Below are 16,626 nucleotides of genomic sequence, written 5' to 3'. Positions count from 1 at the left end.
ATCAGGCTTCCTCATGGGTGGCGGCATGGTGTTCGGCCTGCGTCGGGCCGTCGGGCATCAGCCGCAGATCATCGCGCAGATGCGCCCAGACCCAGTCGGTGGCGCGCATCATCATCGCTCCGGGAGCGGTGGCGGTGATGATCTCACCCGCAATCGGGGCAAAATCGGCTCGGAAATGGATGGCGCTTTTAGCGACGAGGATCGGGGTCGTCTCGGGGATGACGCCGGCAAAGCGGAACATCTCACGATCGGCCATCTGCGCCTTCTGGCTGGCCACGACAATACGCACACCGCCAAGACGCAGGCAGGCGGCGGGGCCAAGATGCATATCGCGGGTGCCATAATAGGGACCAAGCGTGCGCAGATGCCCGTCCGAGAGCCGCTCGACCGTAAAGACCGCCTCGAGGGGGCTATCGCCCTCCACATCGCTATGGCCACCAAGGGAAAGAGGGAGCTGCGCCCCCTCGCCCGCGCGCTGCGCCAGCGCCACAGCCTGCGGATCCCACAAGACACCGACCGCGGCATTGGGAACATTGGCGGCCACCAGCGCCTTGATCAGGCCGGTGGTATCCGAACTGCCGCCCGCACCGGGATTGTCCTGCGCATCGGCGATCACGACAGGCGCGCAGCCTTCCGCATTGCGCGCAAGTGCATGGGCCACGGCCTCATCGGGAGTGTAGAGCTTGCCCCGGAAGGCGCTCTCGGCGTCATTGATCTTCGATAGGAGCGCTGTCACGGCAGCCTCGGCCTCGGGTGTGGCCTCGCCATAGGCCCAGATGAGCTGGCCGCATTCGTCGAAATCGGCAGCCGGAAAGCCCATCGCATAGGAGAGGCTGATCGCGCCGGTCTGGGCCTCAATCTGCGGCAAGGCGGCATAAAGCCCGTCGGCGGGCGCGTTCATCGTGGATTGCCAGCAGATCGGGATCATGTAATTGACCCGCGCCATTGCCCGTGCAAAAGGCCGCCCCAAGGCCAGCCGCTTTTGCAAGAGATCGAAGGCCGCCGCCCCCGTCTCGGCGCTATCGACATGCGGATAGGTCCGGTAGGCCACCAGCGCATCGGTCAGATCCACCATCCGGCGGGTCACATTGGCATGCAGATCGAGGCTCACCACCAGCGGCAGATCCGGCCCGATGATCTGGCGGATCCGCTCGATCAACTCGCCCTCGCCATCAGGGAGATGCTCGGCACACATCGCACCATGCAGGTCCAGATAGACCGCATCGGCCGGCAGCCCCGCCCTGACGAGATCACAGATCTCGCCCGCGATGCTCTCGTAGCAAGCTTCGCTCACCGGCCCCGAGGGCACTGCCATCGCCCAGAGGAGAGGGTCCACCTCTACCCCCGCCGCTTTAGCCGCGCGCAGGAAGCCCGCCGCGGGGAGGTTGACCGTGGGCGTCATTACCTCGGCAATCGCGGCCCCACGACACAGCGCGGGGAAGCCGCCGCCATGTTCGAACGCCGCCATATCGGCGCGATCCTTGGCGAATGTATTGGTCTCATGTTGGAAACCGGCAAGCAGCACACGCATGTCTTCTCCTCTCACACGGCCCGCAAGAGCGGGCGGAAGTTTTGGAAATCCCACTCGGGCGCGGGGGCGGCATCGATCAGCGCGCGGGTATAGGGATGCGAGGGGTTCATCAGCACATCGCGCGTGGCACCCTGTTCAACGATCTGCCCCTTCTGCATCACAACGAGCGCGTTGCAGATCTGCGCGGCCACCCGCAGGTCATGGGTAATGAACAGCACCGACACACCGGTGCGGTCGCGGATATCCTCCAGCAGATCGAGCACCTGCGCCTGCACCGACACATCGAGCGCCGAGACGGCCTCATCCGCGATCAGCAGATCGGGCTCCATCACGATCGCCCGTGCGATGGCGATCCGCTGGCGCTGGCCGCCCGAGAACTGGTGCGGATAGCGGTCCATCACCGAGGCCGGAAGGTTCACCAGCTCCAGCGTCTCGGCAGCTTTCCGGCGGGCCTGCGCCTCCGGCATGCCATAATTCAAAAGCCCCTCCATCAGCGATTGCGCGATGGTCCGGCGCGGATTGAGCGAGCGGTAGGGGTCCTGGAAGATATATTGCACCTGTTTGCGCATCTCGCGCAGGTCGCGCATCGGCACGATATCTTTGCCCTGCAGACGCACCGCACCGTCACTCGGGTCGGTCAGCCGCATCACACAGCGCGCCACGGTGGATTTACCCGAGCCGCTTTCACCGATGATCCCCGTGATCTCGCCCTTCCGGACGGTGAAGGTGATGTCTCGCGCGGCTTTGACCTCGTTCCTGCCTTTGCCATAGGTCTTGGCGAGGCCGATCACATCGAGCACCTTGGGCTCGGCAGGCAGCGGCGCAAAACGCGGCAGCATCGAGGGCACCGAGGAAATCAGCATCCTCGTATAGTCCTGTTTCGGGCGGGCGAGGATTTCATCGCGTGTGCCGGTTTCCACCAGATCGCCGCGGTTCATCACCACGATCCGGTCGGCAATATCCGAGACCACCCCGAAATCATGGGTGACGAACACCACCGCTGTGCCTTCCTCTTCCTGCAACTCCTTGATCAGCTTGAGGATCTGCTTCTGCGTGGTCACATCGAGCGCGGTGGTAGGTTCGTCGGCCAGCAGGAGACGCGGACGCAAGATCAGCGCCATGGCGATCACGATCCGCTGGCGCTGCCCTCCCGACAGCTGGTGCGGATAGCTGGCATAGATGCGTTCCACATCGGGCAGATGCACCCGCTCCATCATCTGCAAGACCGATTTGCGGCGCGCAGGTTTGGAGAGCTTCGTATGGATGCGCAGAACCTCGTCGATCTGCTCCCCCACCGTCTTCACCGGATTGAGTGCGGTCATCGGCTCTTGGAACACCATCGACACCTTGGAAGCCCTGAGAGCGCGCATCCGTGCGGGCGAAGCTTGCAGCACATCCTCGCCATCCAGAAGGATACGCCCCGTGGTGACCTGCAGCGCGTCTTTCGGCAACAGACCCATCACCGCCATCGAGGTGATCGACTTGCCCGAGCCGCTCTCGCCCACCACACAGACCGTCTCTCCGGCCTTCACGGTAAAGCTGATATTGCGGGTGATGGGGCGGGCGCCCTTGGGACGGGTGTCGATGCTGACATCCTCGACCGAGAGCACGACCTCTGCATCATCTTTCATAGCATGTTCCTTTCAGAGGCGTTTCGCCATGCGCGGGTCCAGCTGGTCGCGCAGCACATCACCCAGCATGTTCACGCTCAGCACCGTCAGCGACACCATGACACCGGGGAAGAAGATCAGTTCGGGCTTGAGCAGGAAGAACTTGCGCCCATCGGCCATCATATTGCCCCATGAGGGAATTTCGGGCGGCACACCGGCGCCGAGGAAGGACAGGATCGACTCTGTCATGATGGCGGCGGCGAAGATATAGGTGCCCTGCACCAGTAATGGCGCGACCGTATTGGGCAGCATATGCCGCCAGACCATCTTGCCCATGGAGGTGCCCAGAACAGAGGCCGCCTCGACATAGGGTTCGTTGCGCACGCCCATGATGACGCCACGCACCATCCGCGCCACCCGCGGGATCTCGGGGATGGAGATCGCGATCAGCACCGTGGTCAGCGTGCCCCCCGAGATGGCCACGAGCGCCACCGCCAGAAGCACACCCGGAATGGCCATCAGCCCGTCCATCACGCGGCTAAGGATCGCATCGACCCATTTGAAATAGCCGGTCAGCACCCCGATGAGCATCCCGAAGAGGATCGAGATCACCACCGTGCCCGCTCCCACCAGAAGCGAGATCCGCGAGCCGTAGACGATGCGCGAGAACATGTCGCGGCCATAGCTGTCGGTGCCGAGGATATGATCACCCGAGGGCGGCTGGAGCCGCACCGAGGGGTCTAGCTGGATCGGGTCATGCGCGGTGATCAGAGGCGCAAAGACCGACATCAATACGATGATCAGCAGCACCGCGCCGGAGATCCGCGCAGGCCAGCTGGAGAAGATGCCGCCGATCAGCGCGAAAAGACCGGATTTCGAGCGGTTTCCCTCCATCTCCGGCAGGGTGACAGACGCATCATCAAGGGCGGACGTATCGGATTTCATGAAAGATCTCCTGAGCTTGGGTCAGTGACGGATGCGCGGATCAAACACGCCATAGAGCAGGTCGACGCAGAGATTGATCACCACATAAATGGCCGAAAACAGAAGGATCACGGCTTGGATGACGGTGTAATCCCGCGCCAGAACGGAATCGAGGACGAGCCGCCCGAGACCGGGGATGTTGAAGACCGATTCCGTCACCACCACACCGCCGATCAGCATGGCGATCGAGACGCCGATGATGGTGATGATCGGCACAGCCGCATTCCCGAGTGCATGGCCCATCAGCACCGAGCGTTCGCGCAGGCCCTTGGCACGGGCGGTGCGGATGTAATCCTCGTTCATCACCTCGATGACATTGGTGCGCACGATGCGGGCAATGAGCGCGATATAAGGGAAACTGAGCGCGACGGAGGGCAGCACGAGCCGCTCGATAAACCCGCCGAAGCCATTGGCAAGCGGTTGGTAGCCCTGCACCGGAAACCAGTGGAGGATGCGGGCGAAGACAAGGATCAGCACATAGCCGATGATGAAGACCGGCACCGAGAAGCCCAGAACCGAGCCCGCCATCACAAGCCGGTCAAGCCATTTGCCCTGTTGCCATGCCGCGATCACGCCCAGCGGGATCGAGACGGCAATCGCCAGCACCACGGTGCACAGGCTCAGCGCCAGCGTGGGCCCGAACCGGTCCATGATGAGCGCGGTCGCGGGCTGGCCGGAAATAAGCGAAGTGCCCATATCGCCATGGGCCATATTGCCCAGCCAGATCACGAGTTGCTCGAGCAGGGGCTTTGTCAGCCCCATGCTCTCGCGTAGTTGCTCAAGCTGCTCGGGGGTCGCATTGGGCCCCGCAATCATCACCGCCGGATCCCCCGGCGACATGCGCAAAACAAGAAACACGATGATCGCGACCATAAACAGCACAGGGATGGCCGACAGGATTCGTTTGGTGATGAAAAGCAGCATGTCAGGATCACTCCGACTTGGTCACGTTCCAGAAGACGGGGGCTTCAGCCTCGGGCATGCCCTTCAGCTTGGAGGAGACCACGTTGATATTGGCGAATTCCCCCATCGGGATCATCACGACATTATCGATGGCCAGCTGGTCGATTTCCTTGGCGATCTTGACCTGGGAGGCGGTATCGGGCGCCTCGGCAAAGGCCGAGCGCAGCTTCTCGATCTCGGGCACATCCGGCCAGCCGAACCAGGCGCTATCGCCGCCTGCAGCCGTGCCGATGAAGCCCACCGGATCGCCCACATCGGGCAGCACATTGGTGGTGGAGAAGATGTTCCAGCCGCCCTCGGCCACCGGTGCCTTGGACGAGCGGCGTGCCACGACGCTGGCCCAGTCCATCGCGACCACATCAACCTTGAAGCCGCCATCGCGCAGCTGCTGGGCGATCACCGGGCCCTGCGGCGCAAGCGAGGCCAGATCGGTGGCCTGCATCAGCATGATGGGCGAGCCGTCATAGCCTGCCTCTTTCAGCAGTTCCTTCGACTTCTCGGGATGGGCGTCGATGACCTCATCGGCCTTGTAATCGGTGGCATAGGGGCCGGAGCAGCCGAACACGGCGGCACAGGTGCTCGAGCTGTCCTCGCCCGTGCCCACCTGCGCGTTCAGCATCGGCTTCTGACCAAGGGCTTCCATCGCCGCCTGACGGTATTTCAGGTTGTCGAAGGGCGGCTGGGTCCAGTTGAGGCGCACGAGGTTCTGGCTGCCCTGTTTGGCAAAGGCCTGCGTGTAGAAATCGGGATTGCCATCGACCAACGGCAGAAGATCCTGCTGCACCTGCTCGATAAAATCGACCTCGCCCGACATCATCGCGCTCATGGCCGTCATCGGGTCGGGCATCGTGGTCCAGACGACCTTGTCCACATTCACGACCTTGCCACCGGCCATGCCGCTGGAGGGCTCGTCACGCGGAACGTAATCGGTGTTTTTCAGGAAGACGGCCTTCACGCCCGGCTGATAGGCATCCGCGTCGAACTTGAACGGGCCAGAGCCGATGGTCGAGGTGATCGGCGTCGAGACAGGCGTCTCGGCCACGGCTTTCTGCATCATGAAGGGCGCGATGCCGGACGGTTTCGACAGCGCCAGAAGCGCGATACCGGTCGGCTCGCCAAAGGTCAGGGTGAAGGATTTATCATCCACAACGTCCATGGATTTCATCAGCTTGGCCATCACCTGACCGGTCTTGTCGACCTGATCCCAACGCGCAATCGAGGCCACGCAATCCGCCGCCGTCACCGGCGTGCCATCATGCCATTTCAACCCGTCGCGCAGCGTGAAGGTGTAGGTCAACCCGTCATCGGAGACTTTCCAGCTGGCCATCTGCGGCTGGACCTTGCCCGCCTCGTCACGCGCCAGCAGCGTATCGTAGATCATATAGCCGTAATTGCGCAGGATATAGGCCGTGCTGATCGCCGGATCGAGCGCCCTGAGCGGCGCGTTCATGACGGCGGTAATCGTGGTTTCGGCATGGGCCGCGGTCAGGGAGCTGGCGCCAAGAAGGGCTGAGAGCAGCGCACCTTTGAGCAGCCCCGAAGAGGACTTCGGAAGAAACATGATGATCTCCTGTTGGACGTCGTGCTTTGGATTGTTGGTGATTGTCGACAATCACTCATCCAGCCTAAGGGCAGATCTTCCGCGCAGGCAAGCTTGTGTTCCGCAAAGCCCGTAATTTGCCCCGATCACGCGCTGGTTGCAGACTTTTGACGGAAAAATTCCGGAATGATATAAGAGGCTTACTATCCTAATGATGATTTTTTGATCGTCTGAAATTTATATGGATTTCGTCATTCGTGCAGAAAATTCCGTCTATAACGGGCAGCTATTGATCTCTAAAATCAGTGGCTTGCCGCCAGCACCGGCGCTTGGCCCATTTTGCAGGACGGAGCGTATTCCTTCTCGTAAACGTCAAAAAAATTCAGCATTGATAATTGTCGACAATCCAGTAGCGTTGACCCGAAAGCAGGAGTTTTCACGGCGTCATCCGCCTGCGTGATCAAAGCCCGCCCAGATGTTCCGGCGGGATCCTCCTGTATCCCACGCCACTGGCGCATCCTCTCCCGACCGGACAGGCGGGACCGGCGCGCCGAACAGGAGACACCGCATGACCGACACTCTGGATAAGCCGCAGGTAATGAGCTGGGATGAATGGTTCGCCCATGACGGGCTGGGCCTTGCCGCGCGCATCAAGGCGGGCGAGATCACCGCCGAGGAGGTCGCATCGCAAGCCGCCCGTGCCATAAATGGTGTCAATTCCGAGATCTCGGGGGTGATCGAGGTCTTCGAGGATGCGGTCGCCGACAGCACCGTCAACGGGGCCAATCCACAGGGCGCCTTCGCGGGCCTGCCCTTCCTGATGAAGGACCTTGGCCCCACCGTGGCGGGCCGCCTGCAAGAACAGGGCTCGTTCTATCTGCAAGGCAACCGCCCGCAGAGTGATGCCTTCCTGACCACAAGGATCAAGGAGGCCGGTCTCAACATCATCGGACGCACCACAACGCCCGAATTCGGCTGCTGCAGCTCGGCCGAGAACCCCGCGATGTATGTCACCCGCAACCCGTGGGATACGGGCTTTACGAGCTGCGGCTCCTCGGCGGGCTCGTCGGTGATGGTGGGCGCGGGCGTGCTGCCGCTTGCGCATGGCACCGATGGCGGCGGCTCGATCCGTATCCCTGCGGGCTGCTGCGGGGCGATCGGGCTAAAATCCTCGCGCGGGACCTTCTCCATCGCGCCGGTCAATTCCGATTTCACCTCTGTCGTGTCGACCCAGGGCTGTATCTCGCGCACGGTGCGCGACACGGCGGCCTTTGTCGATAATTGCCGCGGCGGTGCGCCGGGCGAATTCATGCCCTTCTGGCATCCCGAAAAGCCCTTCCTCGAGCAGATCAAGGCCGACCCGAAACCGCTGAAGATCGCCGTCTCGCATGAATGGGGTCCCTATGCGGCCACGCCCCATATTGCCGCCGAGCTGACCCGCGTGGCGGAATTTTTCGAGAGCCTCGGCCATCATGTGGAATTCGTCACGCCAGAGGTCGATTTCGAGAAAGCCTATGCCGCGCAGACCACCTGCTATATCTCGAATTTCGCGCAAGTGGTGAATAACCTGTTGCGGATGAAGGGCTTGGAGACGCCGCCCGAGGATCTCTTCGAGCCGATGAATATCCGCATCTGGGAACAGGGCAAGGATATCAGCTACACCACCCGCGCCGATATGCAGCTCGATTTCAACACCACCGCCCGTGCCTTTGGCGCGGTCTATCAGGACTGGGACATCCTGCTGACGCCCACCACCGCACGCGAGACCCCCGCGATCGGCACCACCGAATATCTGACGATCACCGAGACCCCCTCGGCGCTCGACTGGTTCCAGAACCTTTGGGGCTTCTTCGCCTATACGCCGCTCAACAATCTTTGCGGCACGCCGGGCATGTCGCTGCCGCTGGCCGCCCATGCCAATGGCCTGCCACTGGGGATGCAGGTCCATGCCGCCATCGGCAATGACGGGCTGCTGCTGCAACTGGCGGCACAGGTCGAGCGCGCCATCGACGGCAAATGGAACCAAGGGCATCTGCCCAAGGTCCATGTGACCAAGCTCGGATAAGGCCCTGCCATGTGTGATACGATGCTGGTGCTGGGCTCCCTGACCCGAGACGGGCGCAGCTATTTTGCCAAGAACTCGGACCGCGAGCCGAACGAGGCGCAATATCTGACGAGGGTCGAGGCCGCGACCCATGCACCAGATGCCCGAGTGCGCGCGACCTATATCGACCTGCCGCAGGTGGGCCGCACCCATGCCTGCCTCGGCTCGCGCCCGTGGTGGATCTGGGGCTTCGAGCATGGAGTGAACGAGCACGGACTGACTATCGGCAACGAGGCGGTCTGGTCGCGCCTGCCTGCCGGTGCCGGCCCGAACCTGCTGGGGATGGATCTGTTACGCCTGACGCTCGAACGCGCCTGTGATGCCGATGAGGGGCTGGAGGTGCTGACCGGCCTGATCGAGGCGCATGGTCAGGGCGGGGCTGCCGCGCTGACCCGCGAGATGGTCTATCACAATGCCTTCCTTCTGGCCGATAGCCGCACCGGCTGGGTCGTGGAAAGCGCAGGCCGCCACTGGGTTGCCAAGCGGGTGACGGGGTGGGCCACCATCTCCAATGTCTATTCCATAGGGTCCGATTATGATCTGATCTCGGATCGGGCCGAAGCCTTTGCCACAGCGCAAGGCTGGCACGAGGCTGGCACGCCCTTTGACTGGGCGCGCGCCTATACCGACACCACCCGCGCCAATCTGCCCAGCTGCCGCGCGCGGCTGGCCATGTCACGCGCGAAAGTGGCGGGCCTGCCCCAAGGCAAAATCGGGCTGGGCGAGATGATCGAGGTGCTGCGCGATCATGGCGGCGCCCCCGACTGGTCTCCGGGTGCCGATGGTCAGGCCTGTGTCTGCATGCACGGGGTAAAACCCGATTTCGGCTCGGAAACCGCCGCCTCGATGATCGTGGCGCTGCCTGCGCAACCTGATGCCCCGCGCGAGATCTGGGCAAGCCTCGCCTCGCCTTGCCTGTCGGGCTTCATTCCGCTCTGGCTTGATTGCGAGCTGCCGCATGACTGGACCCAACCCGAGGAGATCACCGATCCCGATCAATGGTGGGATATCGAGCGTCTGCAACGTCTGATCGAGCCCGATTACATCTCCCATGCCAGCGCCTTGCGCGCCCAGTTCAACGGTATGATCCACAAGGCGAGGGCCGAGCTGGCTCTGGCACAGAACGCCGATAGCGCCACGCGTAACGTCATCACCCAGCGCACCGCCCGCGCCTATCGCGAGATCGTCGATGCGGCACTGCAGGACCACGCCGACCGCCCGCAAAGCCCCGATGCGCGGGGGCCTTATCTGGCGGATCTCAACCGCGCAATCCCGCGCACCACCCGAAGCGCGCGCGAGGCACTCGCTTTGCACCCCTCCCATTCCTAACCCAGAACGGAGACCCGTTTGCCCCCCGCCACCGACACCCGCATCACCGAGCAACCGCAGATCGACCTCGGCGCGCTCTCCGCCGCCTGCACGCGGATCGAAGCTTCGAAGGCCGCCAAACTGGCGCAGGAGATCTGGGGGATCGAGGGCCAGCTGACGCGGCTCGATACCGAGAAGGATGACACTTTCGCGCTTATCTCCTCGGGCACCAAGCTGATCTTCAAGATCGCCAATCCTGCGGAAAGTGCGCAGGAGCTGGATCTTCAGGTGAAAACGCTCCTGCATCTGAAGGCCCGTGCCCCCGATCTTCCGGTGCCGCAGGTGCTGCCCGCGCGTGATGGCCGTGCCTTGGTGGCACTGCCCGGCCCCGATGGGCCACGCCTTGCACGGATGATGAGCTATCTCGAGGGCGATGTGCTCGATACCCTCCCCCCCGTGGCCGCCGAGCAATACCGGATCGGCGAGATCAACGCGCGGCTGCGGTTGGCCATGGCCGATTTCCGCCACCCCTTTGCCGCCCGCCAGATCGCATGGGATGTGCGCCACCTGCCGGCGCTTGCGGGGCTCCTGGACCATGTGGACGACCCGCGCCAGCGCAAACCGCTCACCATGGCCTTCGACCAGATCACCGCGATGGCAGACCGGATCAACGCCCTGCCCCGCCAGATCCTGCATAATGATTTCAGCCGCTCCAATCTCCTTGTGGACCGCACCCGGGCGCAATCGCTGACCGGCATCATCGATTTCGGCGATGTGGTGGAAACAGCCGTGGCCATTGACCTCTCGACCGCGATGCTCAACCAGCTGCCGCGCGACGAGACAGAACTGGGCCATGAGGAGATGTTCACCGGAGCCACGCGGCTCTTCGAGGGCCATATCGCCCATGCGCCCCTCGGCCCCACCGAGCGCCGGCTGCTGCCGCATCTGGTCTTTGCCCGCGTGGTCACCCGCGCGCTGCTGACCCTCTGGCGGGCCAAGAAATTCCCCGAGAACCGCACCTATATCCTGCGCAATACCAATCAGGGCTGGGCCCAGCTCGACTGGTATCTGTGTCAGGACCCCGCCAAACTCTCCACCCGCCTTCTGTAAAGCCACTCCAAGGACCTTCCCATGAATGTCGTCTCCCCCCTGCCCGCACAGACGGGCGGCAAAATGGTCAATGCCTTCGACCCGAACAGCCTCGACCATCTCGACCCCGCGCTCCGCCACGCGATCGAGCGGCGCTCGCGGCTGCTCGGCCCCGCCTACCGGCTCTTCTATCAGGAGCCGGTCGAGGTCTGCCGTGGTCAGGGCACGCGGCTCTGGGACAGTCAGGGGCGCGAATATCTCGACGCCTATAACAACGTGGTCTCGGTCGGCCATTGCCATCCGCATGTGGTGGAGGCGGTGCATCGCCAGATGTCCACGCTTTGCACCCATACCCGCTATATACAGGAGGGTATCCTGAGCTATGCCGAGGCGATGCTGCCCAGTTTCGGCGGGCGGATCGGGGCGGAAGGGCATATGATGTTCACCTGCACGGGATCAGAGGCCAATGATCTGGCGCTGCGCATCGCCAAACACCATACGGGGCGGCGGGGGATCATCGTCACCGAAGAGGCCTATCACGGCAATTCGGAACTGACGGCGGGCTTCTCGCCCTCGCTGGGCGAGAATGCACCCTTGGGCACATGGGTGCGCCGCATCCCCGCCCCCGACAGCTACCGCCACGACCCCGCAACACTGGGCCGGATGATGGCCGAGGCGATCACCCGCGAGGCGCATCTTCTCAAACGCCATGGCGACGGGCTGGCGGCCTTTGTCGCCGATAGCCTGTTTTCCTCCGACGGCGTCTATGCCACCCCCGAGGTGCTCAAGCCGGTGATCGAGGCGGTCCATGCTGCGGGCGGGCTGTTCATTGCGGATGAGGTGCAATCGGGCTTTGGCCGCTCGGGCGAGGCGTTCTGGGGCTTCCAGCGCCACGGGATCGACCCCGATATCATCTCGATGGGCAAACCGATGGGCAACGGCTTCCCCGTGGCGGCCATTGCGGTGGCCCCCGAGGTGGTGGCCGAGTTTGGCCGTGATATGCGCTATTTCAATACGTTCGGCGGCAATGGCGTGGCGATGGCTGCGGCCAATGCCACCCGCGAGGTGCTGATTGGCGAGGGGCTGCAAGAGAATGCGCGCAAGATCGGCGCGGTGCTGCGCGAGGGGATCGCGGCTATGGCCAAGACCCATGACAGCATCGGGGATGTGCGCGGCGCAGGCCTCTATATCGGGGTGGAGATGGTCAGCGACCGCGCGGCAAAGACCCCCGATGCGACGAAAGCGGCGACCATCGTCAACGAGATGCGCAAACGCCGCGTGCTGATCTCGGCCACCGGCCCCGCGGCCAATGTGCTCAAGATCCGCCCGCCACTGGTCTTCTCGCAAGCCGATGCCGACTGGCTTCTGGACACGCTGGAAGAGGTTCTGGCCCTGTAACGGCTGCTCCTATGCGCAAGAAAGGTCCGGTTCGCGCGATCCGGACCTTTTGGCATTGACCCGCGCGAGAAAATATCGTGAACATCCGCCCAGACGGCAAGCAGCACCTCTTGAAAGCCGCCCCCCTCGGGCCACATCTAAGGCGCAGCCCCGATAGGTAGAGGTTCATGCCCCATAACAACACCAATCTCCCCACCGAACGCCCCGATGTGCTGACCAAGCCCAAGCTGGAAGGCGGGCGGCGTTTCGTGATGCATTCGGAATTCTCGCCCGCAGGCGACCAGCCAACGGCAATTGCCGAGCTGAGCCAGGGCGTGCGCGACGACGAGCGCGATCAGGTGCTTCTGGGGGCAACGGGGACCGGCAAGACCTTCACCATGGCCAAGATCATCGAGGAGACGCAGCGCCCCGCGATCATCCTTGCGCCCAACAAGACGCTGGCCGCCCAGCTTTACGGCGAGTTCAAGGGCTTCTTCCCAGAGAATGCCGTCGAGTATTTCGTATCCTATTACGATTACTACCAGCCCGAGGCCTATGTCGCCCGCTCGGACACCTATATCGAGAAGGAATCCCAGATCAACGAACAGATCGACCGGATGCGCCACTCGGCCACCCGCGCCCTTCTGGAGCGGGACGATGTGATCATCGTGGCCTCGGTCTCGTGCATCTACGGTATCGGTTCGGTCGAGACCTATTCGGCCATGACCCAGGATCTGAAGGTGGGCGAGCTTTACGAGCAGCGCAAGTTCCTCGCCGATCTGGTGGCGCAGCAATATAAGCGCCTTGATGCAGCCTTCGTGCGCGGATCGTTCCGCGTGAAGGGGGATACGGTGGATCTCTGGCCGGCCCACTTGGAAGACCGTGCATGGCGGTTCTCCTTCTTTGGCGAGGAGCTGGAAGCGATTACCGAATTCGATCCGCTGACCGGTGCCAAAGCCGACAGTTTCGAGCAGATCAGGATCTATGCCAACAGCCACTATGTGACGCCCCGGCCCACCCTCAATCAGGCCACCAAAGGCATCCGCAAGGAGCTGGGGCTCCGGCTCAAGCAGCTCAATGACGAGGGCAAGCTCCTCGAGGCCCAACGGCTGGAGCAGCGCACCAATTTCGACCTCGAGATGCTCGAGGCCACAGGCGTGTGCAACGGGATCGAGAACTATTCGCGCTATCTCACGGGCCGTGCACCGGGCGAGCCGCCGCCCACGCTGTTCGAGTTCATCCCCGATAATGCCATCGTGTTTGCCGATGAATCCCACGTCACCGTGCCGCAGATCGGCGGCATGTATCGCGGCGACTACCGGCGCAAGTTTACACTGGCCGAACACGGGTTCCGCCTGCCATCCTGCATGGATAACCGCCCCCTCAAATTCGAGGAATGGGACGCGATGCGTCCGCAGTCGATCTTCGTCTCGGCCACGCCCTCGAAATGGGAGATGGAGCAGACCGGCGGGATCTTTGCCGAACAGGTGATCCGCCCCACCGGCCTTCTGGATCCGGTAATCGAGATCCGGCCCGTCGACACCCAGGTCGATGATGTGCTTGACGAGATCCGCAAGGTTTCGGCCAAGGGGTTGCGCACGCTGGTCACCACGCTGACCAAACGCATGGCCGAGGATCTGACCGAATATCTTCATGAACAGGGCGTGCGGGTGCGCTATATGCATAGCGATATCGACACGATCGAGCGGATCGAGATCCTGCGCGATCTGCGGCTCGGGGCGTTCGACGTGCTGATCGGCATCAACCTCCTGCGCGAGGGGCTCGATATCCCCGAATGCGGGTTGGTCGCGATCCTCGATGCCGACAAGGAAGGCTTCCTGCGTTCGACCACCTCGCTGATCCAGACCATCGGGCGCGCCGCGCGGAACTCCGATGGCCGTGTCATCATGTATGCCGACAAGATCACCGGCTCCATGCAGGCCGCTATGGACGAGACCGAGCGCCGCCGTGCCAAACAGATCGCCTATAACGAGGCGCATGGCATCACGCCGCAGACCGTGCGCAAGAATGTCGAGGATGTGCTGGCGGGGCTCTATCAGGGCGACACCGACATGTCGCGCGTTACCGCCAAGGTCGACAAGGTCAAGCCGGGTGCCAACCTGCAGGCGCATCTCGACAGTCTGCGCATCGAGATGCGCAAGGCCGCCGAGAACCTCGAATTCGAGGAAGCTGCCCGCCTGCGCGACGAGGTCAAGCGGCTGGAGGCTGTGGAGCTTGCCGTCTCGGATGATCCGATGGCACGGCAATCGGCGGTGGAGGAAGCCTCCGATGCCGCCACCAATGCCCGTGGCCGTTCGACCGCCGGTCGCCCCGGCCAGCGCGGCGGCAATGTGCAGCGCCGCAAGAAGCGCTGAGCCCGCAGCCACACGGCGGCTAGCGCCGGCCCGCCACCGCCGGCCCGCATCCGCCGCGCATCCGGTTAGGCCGGTGGATTTCGCGGGGCCCTCTCTGGAGTGGCGCGCATCAGTGCTTATATAACCACAATGAGCATAACTCCGATCACTGGCCCCATTCTCTTTCTGGACGAGATCACCGAGACCTCGTGCAAGATCGCGGCCCTCTTCATCGCGCCCGAGGGCGTTACCGTCCCCGATATCTATGTCGGAGACACCGCCATAAAGGCGACGCCCTTGGCGCATTTCGCCAAGGCGGTGGTCTGGCGGGCGCGGTTCGGCCTGCCTTTGGGAAGCCGAACCGGCTATGAGTGGAACGGCACCCGATATCCCGTCTCATGCGAGTATTCGGATGCGCCCCGCATCGGTTATGTGTCCTGCAATGGCGAAGAGATCGGCGATCTGCTGCGGGAAGGCTCCGAACGCAATGCCATGTGGGCCCGTCTGCGGGAGGATCATCGTGCACGCCCCTTCGTGCTTTTGCTGCATGGCGGCGATCAGGTCTACGCGGACGAGGTTACCGATGGCCATGCCCTGACCGAGCGCTGGCCGGAGGAGGTGCCCGAAGATCCGTCAGAGCCCGAGCTGGCGGGCCTGCGGGACCATCTTAAAGAGGCGTTCTTCGAACGCTATTCCACGCTCTATGCCGCGCCGGAATTCGCCTGGATCGCGGCCCGCGTGCCCTCTCTCATGCAATGGGATGACCACGATATCTGCGATGGCTGGGGCTCGCTTCCTGCGGCCAAAACACATTCGGCAATTGGCCAGACACTGTTCTCGGCCGCCCGCGAGAGCTTCCTGATCTTCCAGCAGGCTGCCGCGGACGGCGATCTGCCGCGCCGCTTTAGCGACCCCCTCGGGCAGCATCTCGGCTGGCGCGTCGAGACCGGAGGACTACGCATCATCGCACCGGATTTGCGCTCCGAGCGCAGCCGCCGCGCGATCATGGGGCAAGGCGGCTGGGCCATGATGGAGGAGGAAGCCGCCCGCAAGATGCGCGGACACACGTTCCTGATGTCGAGCGTCCCGCTTCTGGGGCCGAGGCTTTCGGTCCTCGAGGCGCTGATGGTTCTGACGCCCAGCATGCAGAAATACGAGGATGATCTGCGCGACCAGTGGCAGAGCCGCGCCCATCGCGCCGAGTGGCAGCGGATGCTCCGGCTCGCGCGGTCGATGGTGCTCGAGGACGGGCATCGCCTGACGGTGCTTTCAGGCGAGATCCATCTGGCCACGAGAGGCCGCATCGATTTCGCGGCGGGGAGATCACTGCAACAGCTGGTAGCCTCGGGGATCGCCCATCGTGCCCCGCCCCGCGCCTGGGCCAACCTGCTGGGTGCGCTCGCATGGCTGGGCGAGGCCCCGCTGGAGGGCCACCCGATCCGCATAGCGCCACCGCCCGGACAGGCGCGCCGCTATGTCGCGCAGCGGAACTATCTCCGGCTGGAGGGGCGGGAGGAGACGTGGTCTGCCTCGTGGGAATTCGAGGAGAGCGGCCCAACCGAGCCTCTGGCGCTCTGATCCGTCCGGCAGGGCCGGAAGGCTTGGCCCCCCGCACGCGGTTTGCTGCTCTGCCCATATCTCGCCGACCGGCAGCGCCAACCGGTCCGCTCCCTCCAAAAGGCCGCTGCTGCCTCTCCGCTTATCACTCGGGCTTTCGGCTTATACCGAAAGACGCACACCGCTCTCACGAGCGATGTGAGGCGCGC

General features: G+C 63.3%; 12 protein-coding genes. 7 read left to right on the top strand and 5 right to left on the bottom strand.

The window, feature by feature from the left end; all coding sequences use genetic code 11:
- Position 1: 1 nt before the first annotated feature.
- From ABEB22_RS13930 to ABEB22_RS13910, 5 genes are read right to left on the bottom strand one after another with little or no spacing between them, the layout of a single operon-like run.
- Positions 2–1,531 carry a M81 family metallopeptidase gene (locus ABEB22_RS13930; protein WP_349295602.1) on the bottom strand — a complete coding sequence of 510 codons (1,530 nt, stop codon included), beginning with the start codon at positions 1,529–1,531 and terminating at the stop codon, positions 2–4.
- Between the two features lie 11 nt (positions 1,532–1,542).
- Positions 1,543–3,162 carry an ABC transporter ATP-binding protein gene (locus tag ABEB22_RS13925; RefSeq protein WP_349295601.1) on the bottom strand — a complete coding sequence of 540 codons (1,620 nt, stop codon included), beginning with the start codon at positions 3,160–3,162 and terminating at the stop codon, positions 1,543–1,545.
- Positions 3,163–3,174: 12 nt separating this feature from the next.
- Positions 3,175–4,086, bottom strand: coding sequence for an ABC transporter permease (locus tag ABEB22_RS13920; RefSeq protein WP_349295600.1), 912 nt, complete (start codon positions 4,084–4,086; stop codon positions 3,175–3,177).
- 21 nt (positions 4,087–4,107) lie between these two features.
- Positions 4,108–5,049 carry an ABC transporter permease gene (locus ABEB22_RS13915; RefSeq protein WP_339114898.1) on the bottom strand — a complete coding sequence of 314 codons (942 nt, stop codon included), beginning with the start codon at positions 5,047–5,049 and terminating at the stop codon, positions 4,108–4,110.
- 7 nt (positions 5,050–5,056) lie between these two features.
- Positions 5,057–6,622 (bottom strand): ABC transporter substrate-binding protein, encoded by a 1,566-nt coding sequence (locus tag ABEB22_RS13910; protein ID WP_406871195.1) that lies wholly within the window; start codon positions 6,620–6,622, stop codon positions 5,057–5,059.
- 247 nt (positions 6,623–6,869) lie between these two features.
- Here ABEB22_RS13910 and ABEB22_RS13905 point away from each other — a divergent pair, with 247 nt between their 5' ends.
- The 7 genes from ABEB22_RS13905 (at position 6,870) to ABEB22_RS13875 (ending at position 16,438) form a co-directional block, all read left to right on the top strand.
- A complete protein-coding gene (locus tag ABEB22_RS13905; protein ID WP_349295598.1) occupies positions 6,870–7,088 on the top strand; it encodes a hypothetical protein in 219 nt (72 codons plus the stop codon).
- A gap of 108 nt (positions 7,089–7,196) precedes the next feature.
- Entirely contained in the window at positions 7,197–8,693 is a 1,497-nt protein-coding gene (locus ABEB22_RS13900) for an amidase (RefSeq protein WP_349295597.1), read from the top strand.
- Between the two features lie 9 nt (positions 8,694–8,702).
- Entirely contained in the window at positions 8,703–10,061 is a 1,359-nt protein-coding gene (locus tag ABEB22_RS13895) for a hypothetical protein (RefSeq protein WP_349295596.1), read from the top strand.
- A gap of 18 nt (positions 10,062–10,079) precedes the next feature.
- Positions 10,080–11,150, top strand: coding sequence for a phosphotransferase (locus ABEB22_RS13890; protein ID WP_349295595.1), 1,071 nt, complete (start codon positions 10,080–10,082; stop codon positions 11,148–11,150).
- A 21-nt stretch (positions 11,151–11,171) separates the two neighbouring features.
- Positions 11,172–12,527 carry an aspartate aminotransferase family protein gene (locus tag ABEB22_RS13885; protein WP_349295594.1) on the top strand — a complete coding sequence of 452 codons (1,356 nt, stop codon included), beginning with the start codon at positions 11,172–11,174 and terminating at the stop codon, positions 12,525–12,527.
- Between the two features lie 167 nt (positions 12,528–12,694).
- Positions 12,695–14,881 carry an excinuclease ABC subunit UvrB gene (uvrB, locus tag ABEB22_RS13880; RefSeq protein ID WP_339114891.1) on the top strand — a complete coding sequence of 729 codons (2,187 nt, stop codon included), beginning with the start codon at positions 12,695–12,697 and terminating at the stop codon, positions 14,879–14,881.
- A 129-nt stretch (positions 14,882–15,010) separates the two neighbouring features.
- A complete protein-coding gene (locus ABEB22_RS13875; RefSeq protein ID WP_349295593.1) occupies positions 15,011–16,438 on the top strand; it encodes an alkaline phosphatase D family protein in 1,428 nt (475 codons plus the stop codon).
- The last annotated feature ends 188 nt before the right edge of the window (positions 16,439–16,626 follow it).

Source organism: Thioclava sp. 'Guangxiensis' (assembly GCF_045348365.1).
In the GTDB taxonomy this organism is placed as follows: Bacteria; Pseudomonadota; Alphaproteobacteria; order Rhodobacterales; family Rhodobacteraceae; genus Thioclava; species Thioclava kandeliae.
This window is presented reverse-complemented; position numbering and strand designations above follow the sequence as displayed.

What these genes read in the sequence shown, in the direction of transcription:
- ABEB22_RS13930 (WP_349295602.1), bottom strand. Translation starts at nt 1,531, where the DNA reads ATGCGTGTGCTGCTTGCCGGTTTCCAACATGAGACCAATACATTCGCC.
- ABEB22_RS13925 (WP_349295601.1), bottom strand. Translation starts at nt 3,162, where the DNA reads ATGAAAGATGATGCAGAGGTCGTGCTCTCGGTCGAGGATGTCAGCATC.
- ABEB22_RS13920 (WP_349295600.1), bottom strand. Translation starts at nt 4,086, where the DNA reads ATGAAATCCGATACGTCCGCCCTTGATGATGCGTCTGTCACCCTGCCG.
- ABEB22_RS13915 (WP_339114898.1), bottom strand. Translation starts at nt 5,049, where the DNA reads ATGCTGCTTTTCATCACCAAACGAATCCTGTCGGCCATCCCTGTGCTG.
- ABEB22_RS13905 (WP_349295598.1), top strand. Translation starts at nt 6,870, where the DNA reads ATGGATTTCGTCATTCGTGCAGAAAATTCCGTCTATAACGGGCAGCTA.
- ABEB22_RS13900 (WP_349295597.1), top strand. Translation starts at nt 7,197, where the DNA reads ATGACCGACACTCTGGATAAGCCGCAGGTAATGAGCTGGGATGAATGG.
- ABEB22_RS13895 (WP_349295596.1), top strand. Translation starts at nt 8,703, where the DNA reads ATGTGTGATACGATGCTGGTGCTGGGCTCCCTGACCCGAGACGGGCGC.
- ABEB22_RS13885 (WP_349295594.1), top strand. Translation starts at nt 11,172, where the DNA reads ATGAATGTCGTCTCCCCCCTGCCCGCACAGACGGGCGGCAAAATGGTC.
- uvrB (WP_339114891.1), top strand. Translation starts at nt 12,695, where the DNA reads ATGCCCCATAACAACACCAATCTCCCCACCGAACGCCCCGATGTGCTG.
- ABEB22_RS13875 (WP_349295593.1), top strand. Translation starts at nt 15,011, where the DNA reads ATGAGCATAACTCCGATCACTGGCCCCATTCTCTTTCTGGACGAGATC.